Annotated in this window: 19 protein-coding genes and 1 pseudogene; 11 read left to right on the forward strand and 9 right to left on the reverse strand. The window is 69.1% G+C overall.

Annotated features, from left to right (window positions below):
* Positions 1-51 precede the first annotated feature (51 nt).
* On the forward strand, positions 52-645 hold the full coding sequence (locus AW274_RS24400; RefSeq protein WP_062436622.1) for a class I SAM-dependent methyltransferase: 594 nt from the start codon (positions 52-54) through the stop codon (positions 643-645).
* On the opposite strand, the gene nhaA is transcribed toward AW274_RS24400, so the two are convergent.
* Positions 636-1,907: a Na+/H+ antiporter NhaA gene (gene nhaA, locus AW274_RS24405; RefSeq protein WP_062436624.1), complete on the reverse strand. Its 1,272-nt coding sequence runs from the start codon at positions 1,905-1,907 to the stop codon at positions 636-638. The two genes, AW274_RS24400 and nhaA, sit on opposite strands and share 10 nt — an antisense overlap.
* Before the next feature lie 149 nt (positions 1,908-2,056).
* Between nhaA and AW274_RS24410 the strand changes: the two genes are divergently transcribed.
* Both AW274_RS24410 and AW274_RS24415 read left to right on the forward strand, forming a co-directional pair.
* Positions 2,057-2,680 (forward strand): TetR/AcrR family transcriptional regulator, encoded by a 624-nt coding sequence (locus AW274_RS24410; RefSeq protein WP_062437917.1) that lies wholly within the window; start codon positions 2,057-2,059, stop codon positions 2,678-2,680.
* Positions 2,677-3,945, forward strand: coding sequence for a glycosyltransferase (locus tag AW274_RS24415; RefSeq protein ID WP_062436626.1), 1,269 nt, complete (start codon positions 2,677-2,679; stop codon positions 3,943-3,945). Before AW274_RS24410 ends, AW274_RS24415 begins: the two co-directional genes overlap by 4 nt.
* On the opposite strand, the gene AW274_RS43030 is transcribed toward AW274_RS24415, so the two are convergent.
* The 5 genes and pseudogenes from AW274_RS43030 to AW274_RS24430 all read right to left on the reverse strand — a co-directional run bounded on the left by AW274_RS43030 (position 3,935) and on the right by AW274_RS24430 (position 7,753).
* Positions 3,935-4,180 carry a potassium transporter TrkG gene (locus AW274_RS43030; protein WP_369408664.1) on the reverse strand — a complete coding sequence of 82 codons (246 nt, stop codon included), beginning with the start codon at positions 4,178-4,180 and terminating at the stop codon, positions 3,935-3,937. The two genes, AW274_RS24415 and AW274_RS43030, sit on opposite strands and share 11 nt — an antisense overlap.
* Positions 4,181-4,367: 187 nt before the next feature.
* A pseudogene (locus AW274_RS43035) lies at positions 4,368-4,832 on the reverse strand (potassium transporter TrkG); the annotation flags it as partial.
* 2 nt (positions 4,833-4,834) lie between these two features.
* Entirely contained in the window at positions 4,835-5,194 is a 360-nt protein-coding gene (locus AW274_RS43040) for a hypothetical protein (RefSeq protein WP_369408665.1), read from the reverse strand.
* Between the two features lie 64 nt (positions 5,195-5,258).
* Positions 5,259-6,848: an ABC transporter permease gene (locus tag AW274_RS24425; protein ID WP_062436628.1), complete on the reverse strand. Its 1,590-nt coding sequence runs from the start codon at positions 6,846-6,848 to the stop codon at positions 5,259-5,261.
* 8 nt (positions 6,849-6,856) lie between these two features.
* Positions 6,857-7,753: an ABC transporter ATP-binding protein gene (locus AW274_RS24430; protein ID WP_062436630.1), complete on the reverse strand. Its 897-nt coding sequence runs from the start codon at positions 7,751-7,753 to the stop codon at positions 6,857-6,859.
* A gap of 191 nt (positions 7,754-7,944) precedes the next feature.
* Here AW274_RS24430 and AW274_RS24435 point away from each other — a divergent pair, with 191 nt between their 5' ends.
* Both AW274_RS24435 and AW274_RS24440 read left to right on the forward strand, forming a co-directional pair.
* A complete protein-coding gene (locus AW274_RS24435) occupies positions 7,945-8,337 on the forward strand; it encodes an STAS domain-containing protein (protein ID WP_062436631.1) in 393 nt (130 codons plus the stop codon).
* Positions 8,338-8,390: 53 nt separating this feature from the next.
* Positions 8,391-8,879: a MarR family winged helix-turn-helix transcriptional regulator gene (locus AW274_RS24440; protein WP_062436633.1), complete on the forward strand. Its 489-nt coding sequence runs from the start codon at positions 8,391-8,393 to the stop codon at positions 8,877-8,879.
* Here AW274_RS24440 and AW274_RS24445 read toward each other — a convergent pair.
* Positions 8,876-9,244 (reverse strand): STAS domain-containing protein, encoded by a 369-nt coding sequence (locus AW274_RS24445; RefSeq protein ID WP_062436635.1) that lies wholly within the window; start codon positions 9,242-9,244, stop codon positions 8,876-8,878. The genes AW274_RS24440 and AW274_RS24445 overlap by 4 nt on opposite strands.
* A gap of 234 nt (positions 9,245-9,478) precedes the next feature.
* Here AW274_RS24445 and AW274_RS41460 point away from each other — a divergent pair, with 234 nt between their 5' ends.
* The 4 genes from AW274_RS41460 (at position 9,479) to AW274_RS24465 (ending at position 13,273) form a co-directional block, all read left to right on the forward strand.
* A complete protein-coding gene (locus AW274_RS41460) occupies positions 9,479-9,904 on the forward strand; it encodes a hypothetical protein (RefSeq protein WP_198169385.1) in 426 nt (141 codons plus the stop codon).
* Between the two features lie 33 nt (positions 9,905-9,937).
* Positions 9,938-10,969 carry a PP2C family protein-serine/threonine phosphatase gene (locus AW274_RS24455; RefSeq protein WP_062436640.1) on the forward strand — a complete coding sequence of 344 codons (1,032 nt, stop codon included), beginning with the start codon at positions 9,938-9,940 and terminating at the stop codon, positions 10,967-10,969.
* Positions 10,970-11,433: 464 nt separating this feature from the next.
* Complete coding sequence (locus AW274_RS41465) at positions 11,434-11,748, forward strand: hypothetical protein (protein ID WP_062436642.1); 315 nt, start codon at positions 11,434-11,436, stop codon at positions 11,746-11,748.
* Positions 11,749-11,773: 25 nt separating this feature from the next.
* Entirely contained in the window at positions 11,774-13,273 is a 1,500-nt protein-coding gene (locus AW274_RS24465) for a sulfatase family protein (protein ID WP_062436644.1), read from the forward strand.
* A gap of 57 nt (positions 13,274-13,330) precedes the next feature.
* Here the strand turns inward: AW274_RS24465 and AW274_RS24470 are convergent, their stop codons facing one another.
* Positions 13,331-13,732 (reverse strand): MerR family transcriptional regulator, encoded by a 402-nt coding sequence (locus AW274_RS24470; RefSeq protein WP_062436646.1) that lies wholly within the window; start codon positions 13,730-13,732, stop codon positions 13,331-13,333.
* A 611-nt stretch (positions 13,733-14,343) separates the two neighbouring features.
* Between AW274_RS24470 and AW274_RS24475 the strand changes: the two genes are divergently transcribed.
* Positions 14,344-15,774: a SulP family inorganic anion transporter gene (locus AW274_RS24475; RefSeq protein WP_232320337.1), complete on the forward strand. Its 1,431-nt coding sequence runs from the start codon at positions 14,344-14,346 to the stop codon at positions 15,772-15,774.
* A 622-nt stretch (positions 15,775-16,396) separates the two neighbouring features.
* On the opposite strand, the gene AW274_RS24480 is transcribed toward AW274_RS24475, so the two are convergent.
* A complete protein-coding gene (locus AW274_RS24480) occupies positions 16,397-16,825 on the reverse strand; it encodes a pyridoxamine 5'-phosphate oxidase family protein (protein ID WP_062436650.1) in 429 nt (142 codons plus the stop codon).
* Positions 16,826-16,964: 139 nt separating this feature from the next.
* Here AW274_RS24480 and AW274_RS39490 point away from each other — a divergent pair, with 139 nt between their 5' ends.
* Entirely contained in the window at positions 16,965-18,515 is a 1,551-nt protein-coding gene (locus AW274_RS39490; protein WP_083974753.1) for an Acg family FMN-binding oxidoreductase, read from the forward strand.
* The last annotated feature ends 3 nt before the right edge of the window (positions 18,516-18,518 follow it).

Consider the following 18,518-nt stretch of genomic DNA (forward strand, 5'->3'; position numbering starts at 1 on the left):
GAGAAAACGGCTCACCGGCCGCACTATGAAGGGGTGCGGAGCCAACGCGGAATGGAACAGTTCCACCATCCCCGCCCGGTCTGCAGCGGCCATCACGACCGGCTGCGGCCGACGCCGGAGCGCGAACAGCTGATGGCCGGGCTGACCGGCACCGTCCTGGAGATCGGCGCGGGCGACGGGGTCAAGCTCGCCTGTTATCCGCCCGCCGTCGCGGAGATCATCCTCATCGAGCCCGACGGCTTCCTGCGCGCGGCGGCCGGCAACACCACGATCTCCACTCCGCTGCGCATCATCACCGGCGACCTCGACCGGTTGCCGGTCGCCGACGGTTCGTGCGACGCGGTGATCTGCTCGCTGGTTCTGTGCTGCTCGCGCCGCCCCGAACGGGCTTTGGAGGAGATCCGCCGGGCGCTGCGGCCGGGCGGACGGCTGCGTTTCTACGAGCACCAGCGATCGCCCAGCCCCCTGGTCGCGATGGCCCAGACGCTGGTGACGCCGATCTGGTCACCCGCCGCCGGAGGGTGCCGCCCGGCCAGGGACACCGTCGCCGCGATCGAACGAGCGGGCTTCGTGATCGAGAAGTTGGCGCGGTTCTCCTACCGCCGAATCCCCCACGTGCTGGGGACGGCGCGGCCTCACTCGTAGCAGTCGGGGATGCCGTCGCCGTCGGAGTCGCGGGTCTCGGCCTCGTGTAACCGCCGGTAGACGCGGGCCCGCATGCGCAGGATCACCGTGGCGAGCAGGGCGGCGGCCAGCGACCCGGCCAGCACCGCGACCTTGACCCCGCTCTGCCCGTCGAAGGCCAGCTCGCCGATGAGCAGGGAGACGGTGAAGCCGATCCCGGCCAGCACCGACAGTCCGACCAGGTCGATCCAGGCCAGGCCGTCGTCCAGGCTCGCCCGGGTGAAGCGGGCCACCAGCCAGGTCGCCAGCAGGATGCCGACCGGCTTGCCGACCACCAGACCGGCGACCACGCCCAGGGCGATGGGGTCGCTCAGGGTGCCGGCCAGGCCGCTGAGGCCGCCGAGCGTGACGCCGGCGGAGAAGAAGGCGAAGACCGGCACCGCGATCCCGGCGGAGATCGGCCGGAACCGGTGCTCGAAGTGCTCGGCCAGCCCCGGGCCTTCCCCGCCGTCGCGGCGGGGCACCGGGACGGTCAGCGCGAGCAGCACCCCGGCCACCGTGGCGTGGACGCCGGAGGCGTGCACCAGCGTCCAGGTGGCGAAGGCCAGCGGCAGCAGCAGCCACCAGGCGCGCACCCGCCGCCGCGCCAGCGCGGCGAAGACCACCAGCGGCGCCAGGGCCAGCAGCAGGGGCAGGACCGACAGGTGGGCGGTGTAGAAGACGGCGATGATGACGATGGCGATCAGGTCGTCGACCACCGCCAGGGTCAGCAGGAACGTACGCAGCCCGGCGGGCAGGTTCCGGCCGACGACGGCCAGCACGGCCAGGGCGAAGGCGATGTCGGTGGCCGTCGGGATCGCCCACCCTCGTGCTCCGGCCTCTCCCGCGATGGCCAGGTAGAGCAGGGCGGGGATCAGCACCCCGCCGAAGGCCGCCGCCACGGGCACCGCCGCACGGCGGACGTCACGCAGGTCCCCGGCGACGAACTCGCGTTTGAGCTCCAGCCCGGCCACGAAGAAGAAGATCGCCAGCAGGCCGTCGGCCGCCCAGGTGGCCAGGTCGAGGTCCAGGTGCAGCGCGGCGGGGCCGACCTCGACCGCGCCGAGGTCCCGGTATGCCTGCGCCCATGGGGAGTTGGCCCACACCATCGCGGCCAGGGCCGCCGCCAGCAGCAACGCGCCGCCGATGGTCTCCTTGCGCAGGATGTCGGCGATCCGCCTGGCCTCGGGCCAGGTGCTGCGGTCGAACAAACGAGGGGCACGACGGATCTGGGTGCCGGGCATGGAACTCCACTCTGGTAGGAGGAACGCGACAACTTCCGCCGACCAGACTTCCCGGCACACCTTCCCTGATCGTATCAATACGCCCATCGCGGGATTCTTGACGCTTTCCCTACGGGCAACCGATTGAACATCTGGTTAGCATGCTGAACATGCGTTCAACCGATGACCTGACGGCACGCGCCCGGATCCGGGACGCCGCCCTGGACTTGTTCGGCGCCGACGGCCCCGACGGGGTGAGCGTGCGGGCCGTCGCCGCTGCCGCGGGGGTCTCTCCCGGCCTGGTGCTGCACCACTTCGGTTCCAAGGAGGGCCTGCGCCGTGCCTGCGACGCCCACGTCGTGGCGGTGATCAGAGGCGCCGACCCCGACGTGTTGTCCGACACCTCCGGCCTGGCCGCGATGTTGGAAGCGGCCGCTCCGGTCCGCCGCTACCTGGCCCGCGCTCTGGTCGACGGCTCGGCCGACGCCGCCGCCCTGTTCGACGAGATCGTGACCCTGACCGGAGCCTGGCTGGCCGAAGGAACCCTGGAGGGCTGGGCCCAGCCGTCGGAGGACCCGCAGGCCCGCGCCGCCCTCTACGTCTCCTGGCTGCTGGCCCCGCTGATCCTGGAAAGCCATCTGGCCAGGGCACTGGACGTCGACGACCTGCACGGCATGGACGCGACCCTGCGTTACTCCCGGGTCGTCGTCGAGATGCTCACCCGCGGCGTCTTCGCCGACGCACGCGCGCTGACCGCCTGGGACGCCGTCAAGAAGGAACGGGAATCCCGATGAAGGTCCTCATCCTCACCCACGGCACCCGCGGCGACGTGCAGCCCTTCGCCGCCCTCGCCCACGCTCTCCACCAGGCGGGGCACGAGGCGGTGCTGGCCGCCCCGGCGGCGTCGGCGTCCCTGGCGAGCCGCTACGACCTGCCGTTCCAGCCGCTGCACGACGGCCCGAACACCCTGATGGACGAGCCGGAGATCCGCGAGGCCATCGAGACGAACTACCGCGGGCCGCACGGCATGAGAACCGCCCTGCGGGTCATGCGCCGCAGCAAGCCCCTGATGGGGCAGGTCATCCACGACATGGCCCAGACCAGCCGCGAGGGAGCCGACCTCGTCGTCCACAGCTTCGGCATCCCCGGCCACCACGTGGCCGAGAAGCTCGGCGTGCCCTCGGTGCCGGTGGCCCTGCAACCGGTTTGGGTGCCGACCAGCGCGTTCCCGAACCCGATGTTGCCCGTCCCGCTGCCACGCGCGCTGAACCGCGCCAGCTACTGGCCGATCAAGCTGATGTTGCGGTCGTTGGCCGGCGTCACCGACGCCGTCAGGAAAAAGGAGCTGGAGCTGCCCCGGCGGCGCGGCCGCCACGATCCGCTCCGGCAGCCTGGCGGCCCGGCCACCGTGTTCCAAGCCTTCAGCCCGCGGTTGCTGCCCTCCGACCCGCGCTATCCGGCCTGGGTGCACACCACCGGTTTCTGGTACCTGCCGGCATCCAGCGGTTGGACGCCGTCCCCCGAACTGGCGGCCTTCCTGGACGAGGGCCCGCCTCCGGTGTCCATCGGGTTCGGCAGCATGGCGGGCACCGACCCCGAGCGGTTGGGCCGCGTCGTGCTGGAGGCGATCCGGCTGGCCGGGGTGCGGGCGATCCTGGTGTCGGGCTGGGGCGGCATGAGGGTCGCCGACCTGCCCCCGAACGTCATGCTGCTCGACGAGGCCCCGCACGACTGGCTGTTCCCCCGCATGGCGGCGGTGGTGCACCACGGCGGAGGCGGCACGACCGGGGCCACGCTGGCCTCCGGGCGACCTCAGGTGATCTGCCCGTTCGTCGCCGACCAGCCGTTCTGGGCGGCCCGGGTCCACGCGGCCGGAGCAGCGCCCGAACCCCAGCCACAACGCCGCCTCACCGCCCACGGTCTGGGCGAGGCGATCGGCCGGGCGGTCACCGATCCCGGGCTCGCCGAGCGCGCCCGCCTTCTGGAGGAGGCGATGCGGGCGGAGAATGGGGTCGCCGCCGCGATCAAGGTCTTGGAGTCGGTGGCCGTCAGGCGATGAACAGCGGCTCCTCGGGAAGTTGATAACGACGCGGACGGCTGGTGAGCGCGAGCGCCGCCCCGAGCGTGAGCGGCCCGACCCGGCCGACGAACATCAGAGCCACCAGAAGGAGTTTGCCCGCCGTGGGAAAGCCGGCGGTGATGCCCGTCGACAACCCGACGGTGCCGAAGGCGGAGACGACCTCGAACATCACCCGGTCCAGCGAGTGCGCAGACCACAGCAGCAGCGCGTACACGCACGGCGACCAGGCCGGCGCTGAGCACGGTGACCGCGACGGCCTGGCGCTGGGTGTCGGCGGGAAGACTGCGGTGCCCGATCTCGACGCTCGCGCGACCTCGGCAGTGCGCCCACGCGATGAAGACCAGCATGCCGAAGGTAGTGACCTTTATTCCTCCGGCGGTTCCGGCGCTGCCGCCGCCGATGAACATCAGCACGTCGGTGATCAGCCAGCTCGAATCGCTCATCTGCGCGACGTCCAGGCTGTTGAACCCGGCGGTCCGCGGCATGACCGCCGCGGAGAAGGCGGCCAGCAGCTTCGCGCCGTCACCGAGTGGGCCGAGCGTCTGGGGGTTGTGCCATTCGACGGCCAGGAAGGCCAGCGTCCCGGCGGCCAGCAGGAAAACGGTGACGGACACGGTGACCCGTGTCAGCATCGTCCACTGCCGTGGCCGACGACCTCTCAGCAGCTCGAACACCACGGGAAAACCCAGCCCGCCGACGATGGAGGCAGCGGCGACGGTCAGGCAGATCCACGGATCGGCGACGAAACGCACGAGGCTGTCGGGCCACAACGCGAACCCGGCGTTGTTGAACGCCGACACCGCGTGGAACAGGCCCAGATATGTAGCGTCTCCGATGGACCAGTCGTATCCGAGTGCGAACCGCATCGTCAGCGCACGACCTTCCGCAGATCGAGCATCGTCCGCGCCTTGGTCTCCGCCTGGACGGCCATCCGGGCACGAAGGCCGAGCTGTCTGGAGACCAGAAGCGTCAGCACCGTGGCGAGCGTCATGATGCCGAGCCCGCCGGCCTGGATCAGGACGGCGATGACCACCTCGCCGAAGACCGACCAGTAGGCGCCGGTGTCGACCACGACCAGCCCGGTCACGCACACCGTTGAGGTGGAGGTGAACAATGCGGTCACCCAGTCGGCCGACGCGCCGGAGGCGGTCGCGCCCGGCAACATCAGGCAGCCGGTTCCGGCGACCACGACAACGGCGAACCCCAGCACCACGGCCCGTATCGGCACAGGTCGGAACGCTATCGGCGGTCCACCGAGATGTCCGGAATCTTGACGTGTCCTTGACGCCCGGTCAGTCGGCCGCCAGATCCCGTCGCATGAATCCGGCCACACCCGCGCCGATCACCAGCGCGGCAACCAGGAAGAGCCACACGAACGGCCCGGCAGCCGGCTCCCCGCCGGGCAGGGCCGGGACGTGGGCGTACGGCGAGAGCATGCGGACCGTCTCGTCGAGCTGGAACAACTGGCCGAACAGGTCCAGCACGGCGAAGACGAGCAGGAACGCCCACGCCGCCGCAACGGCTCGTGGCAGGAAGCCGAACAGCAGGACCGCGATCGCGGCCGACACCCACACCGCCGGAACCTGGGCCAAGGCGGCCCCGAGGAGCCTGACCGCCTGCCGCACCGGTTCGCCGACCCGCAGCCCGTGGGCGAACCCGGCGGCCAGCCCCACGACCGTCAGGATGAGCGCCGATCCGGCCAGCGAGCAGGCCACATGCCCAAGCAGCCAGCGCCCGCGCGGCACCGCCGCAGCCAGCACCGGCTCAGCCCGTCCGGCGATCTCCTCCGCTCGGGGCCGCAGCGCGGCCTGCACGGCGTAGCCGCCGATCACCAGGGCGAACAGATGAAACTGGGCGGCGAAGAAGTTGTCGATCAGAGCGTCGGCGCCGCCCAGTCTGGCGAGCATTGCGGCGATCTGCTCGTTGCCGCCGACCAGGTCGCCCACACTGGCCGCCAGCGACCCGAACACGGCCCCGACCGCGGCGAACGCGACCGCCCAGGTGGCCAGCGGGCCGCGTTGCAGCCGCCAGGCCAGCGCCAGCGGCGACCGTAACCACGGCGCGGCCACGGCACGCCCTCGGCGTTCGGCCAGCAGGCCTCCACCGAGGTCACGCCGCCGGGCCAGCAGGTCGGCGCCCACCAGGAGCACGAGCGCCACGACCGCGAACAGGGCGACCAGCCACCAGCGCTCCCCGGCGAAAGCGCGGACACGCTGTGCCCAGCCCACCGGCGACAGCCATGACACGGCGTCCACGGCCGCCGCGTCTCCCGCCGCCCGGACCAGGAAGAACACTCCCAGCACACTGACGGCGATCGAATTGGCCGCGCGGGCACTCGTGGTCACCTGCGCGGCCACCGCGGCGACCCCGGTGAACACCAGGCCCACCCCGGCGACCGCACCGGCCAAGGCCAGCGACCCGGCCACGGGCAGCCCCTGCCCCATCAGCCCCGCCGTGAGAAGGACGGCGATCACGAGGTTGGTCAGGAGTGACATGAGCACCGCGGCGGTGGGCAGCGCGTACCGGCCGACCGGGGCCGCGCCGATCAGCTCGGCGCGACCGCTCTCCTCCTCGGCCCGGGTGTGGCGAACCACCAGGAACGCGCTCATCAGGGCGGCGAGCACGGCGGCGACGTTGGTGGCCCGCCAGGCGGTCAGTCCGCCCACCGAGGCGGCGTCGTAGACCGGCCCGGTCAACGCCCTCAGGGCAGGGTTGGACATGATCGTCATGCCGAGGGCCAGCCGCTGGCTCGCGTCCGGATACAGCTCGGCGATGGCCGAAGCGGTGCCGACCGGCAGGGCGACGACCGCCAGGACCCAGAACGGCGCCGCCACACGGTCGCGGCGCAGCGCCAGCAGCAACAACACACCCGTCCCGGTCATGGCCCGGTTCATGACGCGGTGGTCTGGTAGTGGCGCAGGAAGAGCTGCTCCAGCGTGGGGGGCTGACAGGTGAGCCCCAGTAGCCCCGCGCCGGTGAGCACGCGCAACACCGCTGCGAGGTGTTCGGCGTCGACCTCCATGCCGACCCGGGTGCCGGTGACGGTCAGGTCGTGCACCCCGGGCAGGCCGCCGAGTGAATCCGGGACGGAACTCAGATCGGCGGTGACCGACGTTCGGGTCAGGTGCCGTAGCTGGGCCAGTGTCCCGGACTCCACGGCGCGCCCGTCGCGGATGATCGTGACCCGATCACACAGGGCCTCGACCTCGGCCAGCAGGTGACTGGACAGCAGGATGGTGCGACCGGCCCGGCGTTCCTCCAGGATGCACTCGCGGAAGACGGCCTCCATGAGCGGGTCGAGCCCGGCTGTCGGCTCGTCGAGCAACAGCAGCTCCACGCCGGAGGAGAGCGCGGCGATCAGCGCGGCCTTCTGCCGGTTGCCCTTGGAGTAAGTACTGCCCTTCTTGGCCGGGTCGAAGTCGAACCGGTCGACCAGCTCGGCCCGCCGACGTGGATCGAGCCCGCCGCGTAGTCGTCCGAGCAGGTCGATCGCCTCGCCGCCGGACAGCGTCGGCCACAACGTGACGTCGCCCGGGACGTAGGCCAGGCGGCGGTGCAGGGCCACCGCGTCCCGGAAGGGATGCCCGCCCAGCACCTCGACGCGGCCTTCGTCGCCGTGCAGCAGCCCGAGCATGATCCGCAGAGCGGTGGTCTTCCCGGCGCCGTTGGGGCCGAGGAAACCGTGCACCTCACCGGTATGGACCTCGAGATCGAGACCGTTGAGGGCGTGAACGCGACCGAAGCGCTTGGTCAGGCCGTCAACCAGGACGGCGGAGTCTTCCGGCACCGAGGCCTCCAGAAACCGATCGGACAGAACATTGCCGACCAGGCTTCCCGGCGCACCAGCGATCACGGTACTCCCGGCCGACGACCAGCGCCAGACCTGAGCACGTAGCCGAACGCGGGGTCCGTTCCCTCCACTTGACCTGGAACTATTGCATGGTGCAATGATTAAGTACAGCGGCTACAGGAGTGCGAATGAACGCGGATGAAGAGGAGATCGCCGTCTTCTCGTGCACTCTCGGACTGCACGATCAGGTCGTGGTCCTCTGGGCGAACGGGCATCTCGACCTGACCGTCGCTCCCCGCTTCCGTGAATCCGCCCGAGAAGCGCTCGCCCTGTTCTCTCCGCCGCGACTCGTCATCGACCTGGAAAACCTGATGTCGTGCGACCCGGCCGGCCTGGGCGTGCTGATCGGCACCGTCCGCCGAGGCGCCGAGTCGGGTGGGATCGTGGTGCTGAGCACTCCGAACCGGCAGATGACCCAGTTGCTCACGTTGACCCGGCTGGACCGGCGTTTCCGTATTCAGGCCCCTCTCTCCGAGGCCGTCTTGGAAGCTGCGGCTTTCTCGACCCGCGGCTCCGTCTGAGCAACATCCCCGTGCTGTTCTGCGCAGTGCAGGCATGCGTGTAGAAACTCCTCATGAGTGGTGAGCGTGCCGACGAGGGTGGTCTCGACGCCGTCGTCTCCGCGGTGCTGACGGGGTCGCGGCTACTGGTGTCGATCGCGGCCCGCTCCCTGGCATCGGTCGACGAGGCGGTCACGCTGCCCCAGTTCCGGATGCTGGTGGTCCTGGCCGGACGAGGTGAAGCCAAGCTGGTGACACTGGCCGAGGCCCTGGACGTCAACCCGTCCACCGCGATGCGTATGGCCGACAGGCTGGTCAACGCGAACCTGATCGTGCGGGCGACCAATCCGGACAACCGGCGGGAAAGCCTGATCGGCCTCACCCCCGAGGGCAGACGCATCGTCGATGAGGTCACCGCCCGCCGGAGCGCCGAGATCGAGAAGATCGTCTCGCGTCTCACGAGTGATCAGCGGCAGGCCCTCGTGCATGCCATGGCGGCGTTCAACGAGGCCGGCGGCGAACCGCCCACCGCCGCGCATCCCCTCGGCTGGCCCTCCTTCTAGCTGTCAGGAAAGGCCATCCGGAGCTCGACGATGGCTTCGCTGACCGTTCGCCGGAGCGTCAGCATCTCGTCGAGACCTCGCCTCCGCAGCTCCACCCGGAAGACGTCTGTGGCACCCGCGACGAGCATCTGGCCGTTCGTCTCCCGGGCGTGCCGATCAGCCCCCATGAGAGCGGCGAGTCCGTAGGAGTCGGACGAGGACAGCTCGCTCAGGTCGACCACGAGGCGAGGCGGATCATGAACGGCCAGAGCGCGGGCAAGGCCCCGCTGAACGGCGGCGCAGTTGTCCACCGCCAGCTCTCCGCCGATCCGGAGGATGACGATCTGGCCGACGATCAGGAACTGGGAGACCGACAACTCAGCCATTACAGACTCAGCGACAATCGGGGACGAGCACGGGTGGCCTCCAGAATGGAGCGCGAAAACGGACTCGCCGACCAGACTTCCCGGCACACCTGACGCCCACGTTAGCAGAAGGATGCAATGTGCAATGTTTGCTATCGCAAGCAATCAAGCCGCTGTTAAGGTGAGTTCCGGTGCGCCGGGAAGTCTGGTCGGCAATGTTCGAGTCGTCTGATCTGCGCTTACCGGAGGCCCGTGATGGCCGCACTGCTGCCCGCGTTCGCCGGGCTCTCCAGCCTGGCCAACCCCACGATCCTGTCGACAGCTGGGCTGTTCCTGGTCGCCGGGTTTCTCTTGGGTGACGGCGCGTTCGGTCTCGTCCATCTGCGTCCCGACGACGACGTCATCGCGACCTTCGCCGGGTTCGGACTCAAGAGCTTCGCCTCGGTCGTGTACGGACTGCTCGTGCTCGCCTCGGGAATCGCCGCGGCCGAAAAGGTCTTCCAGCTCGTCGCCGTGACGATCATCCTGTCGATCCTGCTGCACTCCTCGACCCGGCCTGGCACGGCCTCGCCCGCCGTCTACGTCACCGTGCCAGGCCGGAACCCACGAGTGCCGATCCGTCGGCGAGCTGAGAAGCCGCGCACCAAACAATTGCAGTATGCAATCGTTGTGACTGGGTAGAGCAGCGGGTCAGCGCGGAAAGAGGTGCATGAGATGAGGCCGCAGGCGGTTCTCGGGGCGCTGCCGTTCACGGTTATGCTCGCCGTCGCGATCGCCGACGTCATGGCGGGACCGACGCTGGGGTTTCTCCCTCTTCTGACTCTCGGCCCGACGTTCGGCGCCGCCGTGGGCAGCGTCCGGCGCACAGCCGTGACCGGGCTGGTGGCCCTCGCCCTGTGCCTGCCGCTTGCGGCCTACAACGACCTGCTGTTCACCAGGCAGAACAACGTCACTCTGGCAACGATCGTCGGAGTGACCTGCGCCGCCACCGTAGTCAGCCATCTGAGGCTCAAAAGGGAGCGGGAACTGGCCAACCTCCGGCTGGTGGCAGAGGCGGCCCAACGTGTCCTGCTGCGGCCGGTCCCGCGACGGGCCGGCCCTCTGCGGGTGGCGTTGTCCTACACCTCCGCCGCCGCGGAAGCCCAGATCGGCGGCGATCTCTATGAGGTGGTGACCACACCCAAGGGGGTGCGTCTGCTGATCGGCGACGTCCAGGGCAAAGGACTGGCGTCCGTTGAGACGGCCGCCTGGGTGCTCGGGGCCTTCCGGGAAGCTGCCTATGAGGAGGATGACCTCACCGGGGTCGGCGAGCGTTTGGAGGCCAGCCTCGCCCGGCATCTGAGCGGAGAGACCTTCGTGACCGCCGTCATCGCCGAAGCCTACGACAGCGAGATCTCCATTCTGAACTGCGGGCACCCCCCACCACTGGTCATTCGCCACGACGGGCGAGCCGTGCTGCTCGAACCGGAGGAGGACAGCCTTCCCCTCGGGCTCGCAGCGCTGGGGCTCCCGGGCCCGAAACCACTGCGGGTGCCGTTCGCAGAGGGCGACCAGATGCTGCTCTACACCGACGGTGTGATCGAGGCCCGCGACGGGAACGGGACGTTCTATCCGTTGACCGACCGCCTCGTTCTGCTCGGCCACGCCGATCCTCAGAGAGCACTGGACGATCTGCGAGCAGACCTCATCGACCACGTCGGCGGCCCGCTGCCAGATGACGCCGCCATGCTGCTGGTCCGGCGGTGAAAGGCAATCGACGCTTCATGGCCGGACAGGCCGCCGCTCCTATCACGCAGCCTGTAGCCCAACGGGGTTGTGCATCACAGGTTCGCATCAACGGTCCATTCCGACCTGAGCGTACGCCTCCGCGCGAGGGCCTCGACAAGGCGGACTTCCTCTCAGCGCTCGTTCTCACTCAAACACACAGGCGACTCTGTTCCGAGAAATGTTTGTGAAACGATCTTCCCGGCTCTCCCGATTCCGCCATCGACTTGACCGGCGCCGACGAAGTCGAACGCCAGCCGTGTCCGTGATGCGGCGTCGAGCCCGGATCGCCTTGCAGATCCCGATTTGGCGCCGTCGCTGGGACCTGTCACACCGGCCGCTCCACGCGGCCTGCCCGGCTCGCCGAGCGCCTGCGGGTGCAGACTCCCGCCAACCGCTGCCCCGGCGGCCCGGCACACCGCCGCCCGCCCGTCATCACCGACGACATGCTCCACACCGTGCTGCGCCGCCGCGCCGGCGGCGAGACCGTCGAGCAGATCCGCCCCGACCTCATCATCCCGACCGGCAGGCGCAAGGGCCACGCCCTGGCCGACCACGACAAAACTCAGGCTCACGCCGACTTCGCCGCCTTGCAAACAGGCCGATGGCCGCAGGCCGACCTGTTCAACTCGGCTGGATCGGCGGCGTTGAGCACGGCGGCCTGCAACACGGACCGCCTGGGCGTGATCGCCCAGGCTCTGATGTCAGCACATTGGTTGCAGAGTGTGATCACTCAACTCCGAATTGCGCGTTTTCTGTGAACTTGCTTCGGCAATGATCTGCCCCATGCTGAGAAGAACCTTCGCCGCTGGTGTCCCACTCGTCGTCTTCGCCTCGATCGCGATGGCCGCGGTCCCGGTGTCGACGGTCGCGGCGAAGGCCCGTCCCAACGTCGTGTTCATCGTCGCTGACGATCTCGACGCGGGCATCCTGGAGCGTTTCGCGGACAAGTTCCCCAACATCACGGCGCTGGCCGCGAGAGGCGCCACGTTCTCCCGCTTCTACGCCACCAATCCGTGGTGTTGTCCGTCGCGAGCCTCGATTCTGCGCTCGCAGTACGTCCACAGCCATGGCGTGCTGAGCAACCGGGCCCCGACGGGCGGCTTCGTGCGCTTCCGCCCGCTGGAGAAGGAGACGATCGCCACCTGGATGGATGATGCGGGCTACCGCACCGCCCTGTTCGGCAAGTACCTCAACCAGTACCCCAAGGGCGCCGACCCGACGTACATCCCGCCGGGCTGGGACGAATGGGCCTCGCCCATCCGCAACCTGTACCGCGAGTACGACTACACCCTGAACGACAACGGCAAGATCGTCGAGTACGGCGAGGAGCCCGAGGCGTACCTGACCGACGTGCTGGCCGCCAAGGCCGCCGAGTTCGTCCAGCGGGACGACCCCTTCTTCCTCTACCTGTCCCCGACGGCGCCGCACCGGCCGGCCAACTTCGCCCCCCGCCACGAGGCCGCCTTCCCCGACGCTCAAGCCCCCCGCGGCCCTTCCTGGGACCAGGCCGATCTCTCCGTCGAACCTCACTACCTGCACAAACGCAAGCGGCTGAGCGAAGCCACCATGGCCGACCTCGACCAGCAGTACCGCGACCGGCTGCGCTCCACGCTCGGCCTGGACGACTTGGTCGGCACGGTCACCAAGGCCCTGGATGCGGCGGGCAAGCTGGCGAACACCTATGTCTTCTTCACCTCCGACAACGGCTTCCACCTGGGCGAGCACCGCCTGCGCGGCGGCAAGACCACGCCGTTCGAAGAGGACATCCGGGTGCCCATGTATGTCGCCGGCCCCGGGATCACCCCCGGCACCACGACGACGGCACTGGGTTCGACCGTGGATTTCGGGGCGACCTTCGCCGACATCGCAAAAACGCCGACACCGGCGATCTCCGAAGGGCGCTCGCTGCTGCCCGTGCTGGCCGGGGGGCCGGTGCCCTGGCGGGACGCCCTGCTGGTGGAATTCCAGCGCCCGCCATACGCCGATGGCGGCTGCCCGCCCAGCTACGCCGCGCTGCGCACCGCCGACCACACCTACGTCGAATACGCCACCGGCGAGCGGCAACTCTACGACAACCTCGCCGACCCCCATCAGTTGCACAACCTCGTGGGTAGCGTCGACCGCACCCTGCAGTCCTACCTGGCCTCCCGGCTGGGGACACTGCGCACGTGCAGTGGAGCAAGCTGCCGCAAGGCCGACACGGCCGTCGGCGATCGGCCGGTCCTTCCGGCCGCAAGCCCGTTGAGTGCGTGGTTGCTGACACTGTCGCCTGCCGCCAGATGAACCCGTGCCGTCACCTCATCGGCACCGATGGCACGGCGGCGGAGGTCGCGCTGCTGATCAGGAAGTTCCGCCGGTCAGATGGACGGCGCGTCGCCGTAGTTCGGCGGCGAACTCCTCGGCCCTGCTCAGTTGCGTACGCAGCGCCTGGCAGCGGTCCTGGGTGGCCTGCTCGAACCGGCCCAGCCTGGCCAGCAGCCATTCTTGTTCGGCCGCGTCCGGTGGTGCCGCACCGCTGTCGTCGAGCCGGTCGGTGATCTCCAGGACTTCACCCATCTCTTCCAGGGTGAAGCCGAGCGGCTTCATCCTGCGGATCACCATGAGCCGTGCCACGTCGGCCTCGGTGTAGAGACGGAAACCGCCCTGGCTGCGTGCCGAGGGCCGCACCAGACCGACCTCGTCATAGTGCCGGATGGTCCGCAACGACAGTTCGGTGCGGGTCGCCACCTGCCCGATGTGCATGTGATCTCCGCCGCTGGGCGCCGGTGCCGAAACTCCGCTTTCGGGGGTGGAAGGCGCCGATTCGTCCATGTCCTGCACGACCTCACTGCTCGGGCTCACTGCTCGGCTGGTTGGGCGGTGCGGGCGTTCACCGCCGATCCGCCGAATCTCTACTCTAACGTTAGGGTAGAGTTTCCGGTGATCGGACAGCATCGGGGTGCGCGGCGCGACCAGAATCGCGCCATCCTGGCACACACCCCGTTCGGCGACACATTCCGGCGTTGTACGAGCGCCGCCTCCATCACAAGGCAAGGAACATCGACGCGCGCATGCCTTTGATCGCCGCCTGCTGCCCGCCGTGATCTGCCCAAGGTAGCGCCGCAGACACCGCCGTCATCGCCGGTCGGCCGCCTTCTCCCTGACGCGGGTACGTCTCGGCGTTCCCAGCGGCCCTCCGCTCGGCCGCTTCCCCATCCGCTGCCACCGCGCCGTCGGCCGATGGCATGCCGGCTCGCCGCCCCTGCCAGGGGCCGCTCCACGAAGGACGTCCGTTGCCCTCTGTGCCCTCCCGCGCATCCACGTCGTCTCCCGGCCGCCCGCGGCTGACACGGCCAGCCTGGCTCAAGCCCTCGGTGGCCCGCACCGAGATTCTCTCCGGCCTGGTCGTCGCCCTCGCCCTCATCCCCGAGGCGATCTCCTTTTCGATCATCGCCGGAGTCGACCCCAGCATCGGCCTGTTCGCCTCCTTCACCATGGCTGTCGTCATCGCCGTCGCCGGTGGCCGCCCTGCCATGATCAGCGCGGCCACCGGCGCCATCGCCCTGGTCGTCGCGCCGCTGGCACGCGAGCACGGCCTGGGCTACCTGGTCGCGACGGTCATCGTCGGCGGGCTGATCCAGATCGCGCTGGGCGCCCTCGGTGTGGCAAAGCTCATGCGGTTCGTGCCTCGCAGCGTCATGGTGGGCTTCGTCAACGCCCTGGCCATCCTGATCTTCATGGCGCAGGTGCCCGAACTCACCGATGTGCCGTGGATGGTGTATCCGCTGGTGGCCGCAGGCCTGGCACTGATGGTGTTCTTCCCCCGGCTGACCAGGGCCGTGCCGGCACCGCTGGTGTCCATCGCCGCACTGACCGCCATCACCGTCGGCGCCGCCCTGGCGGTACCCACCGTCGGCGACCGTGGCGCACTGCCATCGGCGCTGCCCGTGCCCGGCCTGCCGGACGTCCCCTTCACCTTCGCCACCCTCACCCTCATCGCGCCGTACGCGCTCGGGTTCGCGCTGGTCGGGCTGATGGAATCGCTGATGACCGCCAAACTCGTCGACGACCTGACCGACACCCATTCGTCCAAGACCCGCGAGTCCATCGGCCAGGGCATCGCCAACATCGTCACGGGCTTCTTCGGCGGCATGGGCGGCTGCGCCATGATCGGCCAGACCATGATCAACGTGAAGAACGGCGCCCGCACCCGCCTGTCCACCTTCACCGCCGGCATCATGCTCATGGTCCTGTGCATCGTGTTCGGCCCGTGGGTGTCGCAAATCCCGATGGCCGCCCTGGTCGCCGTCATGATCCTGGTCTCCGTCGGCACCTTCGACTGGCACTCCATCGCCCCGGCCACGCTCCGGCGCATGCCCGCCGGTGAGATCACCGTCATGGTCGTCACCGTCGCCGTCGTCGTCGCCACCCACAACCTGGCCATCGGCGTGGTGGTCGGCTCGCTGACCGGCCTGGTCATCTTCGCCCGCCGCGTCGCTCACCTGGCCCAGGTCTCCGCCGTCCTCGACCCCGACGGCGGCCAGGTCGTCTACGCCGTCACCGGAGAGCTGTTCTTCGCCTCTTCCAACGACCTGGTGTCCCAGTTCGACTACGCGCACGACCCCGACGAGGTGGTCATCGACCTCACCGACGCCCACATCTGGGACGCCTCCTCCGTCGCGGCCCTGGACGCGGTCGAGGCCAAATACGCCGCTCGCGGAAAGACCGTACAGATCATCGGCCTCAACCAGGCCAGCGCCAGGATGCACTCCACCTTGTCGGGTGAACTGTCCGGCAGCCACTGACACCCCACCGCGGTCAGCTGAGGCTCTCCACCCACCGGCGGGTGATCACGGTGATCAGTGATCGTGGGCGGGTCTGAGCCCAGGTGTCCCGCCAGACGGGCGTGCCGGGCGGTGGGGCCGCCGAGTTCGGGCCGGTTGCAGTTCTCGGTCAGCCGGCTCAGGTCCTTACGGGTCACCCACCCCGTGGTGTCGAGCTTGACGGGTTTGATGCTGGCCTTGATGGTCGCGAAGACCTTGTAGATCTCGACCCAGCCGAGCGGCCGGATGGCGAACTGCCACAGCACCTCGGCGACGTCGACTTGATTAGACGATTCTCTAATCAAGTCGGTGGTGCCGGTTGGCCTGCATCGCGGGCGGCCGGCGGCCCGTCGACGCCAGCTGATCGTGAGAAGAAACCAGTCATGAGTGGTCACGGTCTCCTCGGTTCCGGCCGCCTGCACGGCTCTCCGGATGCTGGCGACACGGCCATCCGCCTCAACCGGTTCGCCCAGAAAGGCAGCTGTGGTGAGCGAGATGGTCTGCCGTTGAGGCCGGATCTGCGCCACAAGCATATGGTTGCTGAGGCTCGCCTGACCAAGATCACTTGTTCCCTACTCGCACGGCGTGTGCTTCCGCCCGAGAGCTAGATCCGGCTGATCTTGCGGCCCGTCACGCGTTGGGGTGCGATGCGGATGTAGTGGTCACGGCTGTCTCCGGCCCAGGAGTCGACGTCCTCGGCACCCGTCGCCGCCAGCTCACCCTCCGAGACGTGATGGGCGGGCCCTTGGATCAGGACGCTCCAGCCGTCGCGGTTCTGCTCGTCGATATGGTCGACCTGGAAGGCGATTTTCACTTCCAGATCGTCGATTCCCGATGAAATGCTCTCATCCATGGTTCCGCCTTTGCGAATACGGAACACAATCTGACCGTCGATCAACCGGTAATTCACCGGGAATACGGTCGGGCCCCCCGCTCCCCCGAACGCCACACGCCCGATTCCGCCCTGCTCAGCGAGCTGGAGGCACTCCTTTTCGCTCAGTTCCTCCAGAGTGCTCGAACCCGAATCGCGCATCGCACTCAATGGGATCTCCTCTCCTCGCCCGGGTATCGCCCGGCTGACTGCGGTCTGCTAGGAAGGAAGAAGGTAACTACTCCTTATTCTACCTTCCGCCTCATCTGAGAAATGGGGCGGCGGTGCTGGAGGGGGTCCCATGCCGATCAAGGTGGGACAGGTGATGGGCCGGACCGCGGTGGCGGTACGGCGCGGAACGCGTCGTGCGGACATCGTGTCGGCGCTGGACACGTACGGAATCAGGCAGGTCACGGTCGTCGATCACGACAATCGCCCGGTGGGCACCGTGTCGGAGACCGATCTGCGTTCCGACAAGGGACGGAGCGACCGGCTGACCGCCGGCGATCTGATGACCTCACCGGCCGTCACGGTGACGCCTGACATCAGCGTCAGGGAGGCGGCGCGGCTGATGTACATCCACGATGTGGATCAGTTGCCCGTCGTGGACCCCGCCGACGGGAAGATCGCCGGTGTCGTCGCGCAGGCGGATGTGCTGCCCATCATCACCCACCTGGCAGGCGAGGTGCGCGAAGAGGTCGTCTCGCTGATCCGGGAGATCACCGATCTCGACCCCGGCACCGTCTCGATCACTGTCGGCGAGGGCGTCGTCGATCTCGCCGGAACCGTCCCCGCCGGAACGCCGGTCCCCCGCCTCGTCGAAGCCCTCCGGGGGATCGACGGCGTCGTGGAGGTCAACTGCGATCTTGCCCCGCCCTCGATCTCGCCGGGAAAGCCGGCGGCTGATATGGAAACGGTGGTGGAGGCGGCGACCTGGGCGCCGTCGATCCACAACTCCCAGCCGTGGTCCTTCGCGATCGCCGGAGAGGAGATCAGTCTGCGCTCCGACCCCGACCGCCGGCTTCCCGTCAGCGATCCGCAGGGACGCCAGTTGACGATCAGCTGCGGCGCGGCGCTGTTCAACATGCGGACCGTCGTCCGGGCGATGGGCCGTCAGCCGCAGGTCAGGACCTTGCCCGATCCCGATCGGCCGGGCCTGGTCGCCACGGTGCGCGTCGGTCCCGGAGAGCCTCCGTGCGAGGAGGTCACGACCGTGCGCGAGGAGATCCCCCGGCGGCGCACCCACCGGGGTGGCTTCGCCGAGCGGCCCGTCCCCGATGACCTGGTCGAGTCGCTGAGGGCGATGGCCGCCATGGAGAACGTCCGGCTGATTCCGTTCAGGTCGCCGGGCGACGTGCGGATCCTCGGAGCGCTGACCACGGTGGCGCAGGAGTTGCAGGCACGGGATCCGGAGTTCGAGCTGGAGATGATCCGGTGGGGGCTGCGTCCCGGGAGTCCGCGCAGGGACGGCGTGCCCGCCGACGCCTATCCTCGGCGGACCCCGCAGACCCACCCGGAGTTTCCGCAGCGGGACTACAGCCGGGGCCAGGGCTGGGGCGCCGACGATGAGCAGCCCGGGGCGACCGGAGTGGTGGCGGTGATCACCACGACCGGTGACGAGCGGATCGACTGGGTCCAGGCGGGGCAGGCGCTGGAGTCGGTTCTCCTGTACGCCTCCTCCCGAGGCGTACAGGCCGCCTTCCACACCCAGCTCCTGGAGTATCCGCATCTGCGCGAGTTCCTCCGCGAGAAGTTGTGCTCCGGCGAGTATCCGCAGGTGGTGCTGCGGCTGGGTTACCCGCTCGGGACGACCCGTTCCTTCCGCCGCCCCTTGGTGGAGGTCCTTTCCTAGATC

The organism is Herbidospora daliensis (assembly GCF_001570585.1).
In the GTDB taxonomy this organism is placed as follows: Bacteria; Actinomycetota; Actinomycetes; order Streptosporangiales; family Streptosporangiaceae; genus Herbidospora; species Herbidospora daliensis.

Excerpts from the sequence above, each read along its gene's own strand:
- AW274_RS24445 (WP_062436635.1), bottom strand. The coding sequence starts at position 9,244 with ATGGCTGAGTTGTCGGTCTCCCAGTTCCTGATCGTCGGCCAGATCGTC.
- AW274_RS41465 (WP_062436642.1), top strand. The coding sequence starts at position 11,434 with ATGCTCCACACCGTGCTGCGCCGCCGCGCCGGCGGCGAGACCGTCGAG.
- AW274_RS24400 (WP_062436622.1), top strand. The coding sequence starts at position 52 with ATGGAACAGTTCCACCATCCCCGCCCGGTCTGCAGCGGCCATCACGAC.
- AW274_RS39490 (WP_083974753.1), top strand. The coding sequence starts at position 16,965 with ATGCCGATCAAGGTGGGACAGGTGATGGGCCGGACCGCGGTGGCGGTA.
- AW274_RS24435 (WP_062436631.1), top strand. The coding sequence starts at position 7,945 with ATGAACGCGGATGAAGAGGAGATCGCCGTCTTCTCGTGCACTCTCGGA.
- AW274_RS24465 (WP_062436644.1), top strand. The coding sequence starts at position 11,774 with ATGCTGAGAAGAACCTTCGCCGCTGGTGTCCCACTCGTCGTCTTCGCC.
- AW274_RS24425 (WP_062436628.1), bottom strand. The coding sequence starts at position 6,848 with ATGACCGGGACGGGTGTGTTGTTGCTGCTGGCGCTGCGCCGCGACCGT.
- AW274_RS24440 (WP_062436633.1), top strand. The coding sequence starts at position 8,391 with ATGAGTGGTGAGCGTGCCGACGAGGGTGGTCTCGACGCCGTCGTCTCC.
- AW274_RS24470 (WP_062436646.1), bottom strand. The coding sequence starts at position 13,732 with ATGCACATCGGGCAGGTGGCGACCCGCACCGAACTGTCGTTGCGGACC.
- AW274_RS24480 (WP_062436650.1), bottom strand. The coding sequence starts at position 16,825 with ATGCGCGATTCGGGTTCGAGCACTCTGGAGGAACTGAGCGAAAAGGAG.
- nhaA (WP_062436624.1), bottom strand. The coding sequence starts at position 1,907 with ATGCCCGGCACCCAGATCCGTCGTGCCCCTCGTTTGTTCGACCGCAGC.
- AW274_RS24410 (WP_062437917.1), top strand. The coding sequence starts at position 2,057 with ATGCGTTCAACCGATGACCTGACGGCACGCGCCCGGATCCGGGACGCC.
- AW274_RS41460 (WP_198169385.1), top strand. The coding sequence starts at position 9,479 with ATGGCCGCACTGCTGCCCGCGTTCGCCGGGCTCTCCAGCCTGGCCAAC.
- AW274_RS24415 (WP_062436626.1), top strand. The coding sequence starts at position 2,677 with ATGAAGGTCCTCATCCTCACCCACGGCACCCGCGGCGACGTGCAGCCC.
- AW274_RS24455 (WP_062436640.1), top strand. The coding sequence starts at position 9,938 with ATGAGGCCGCAGGCGGTTCTCGGGGCGCTGCCGTTCACGGTTATGCTC.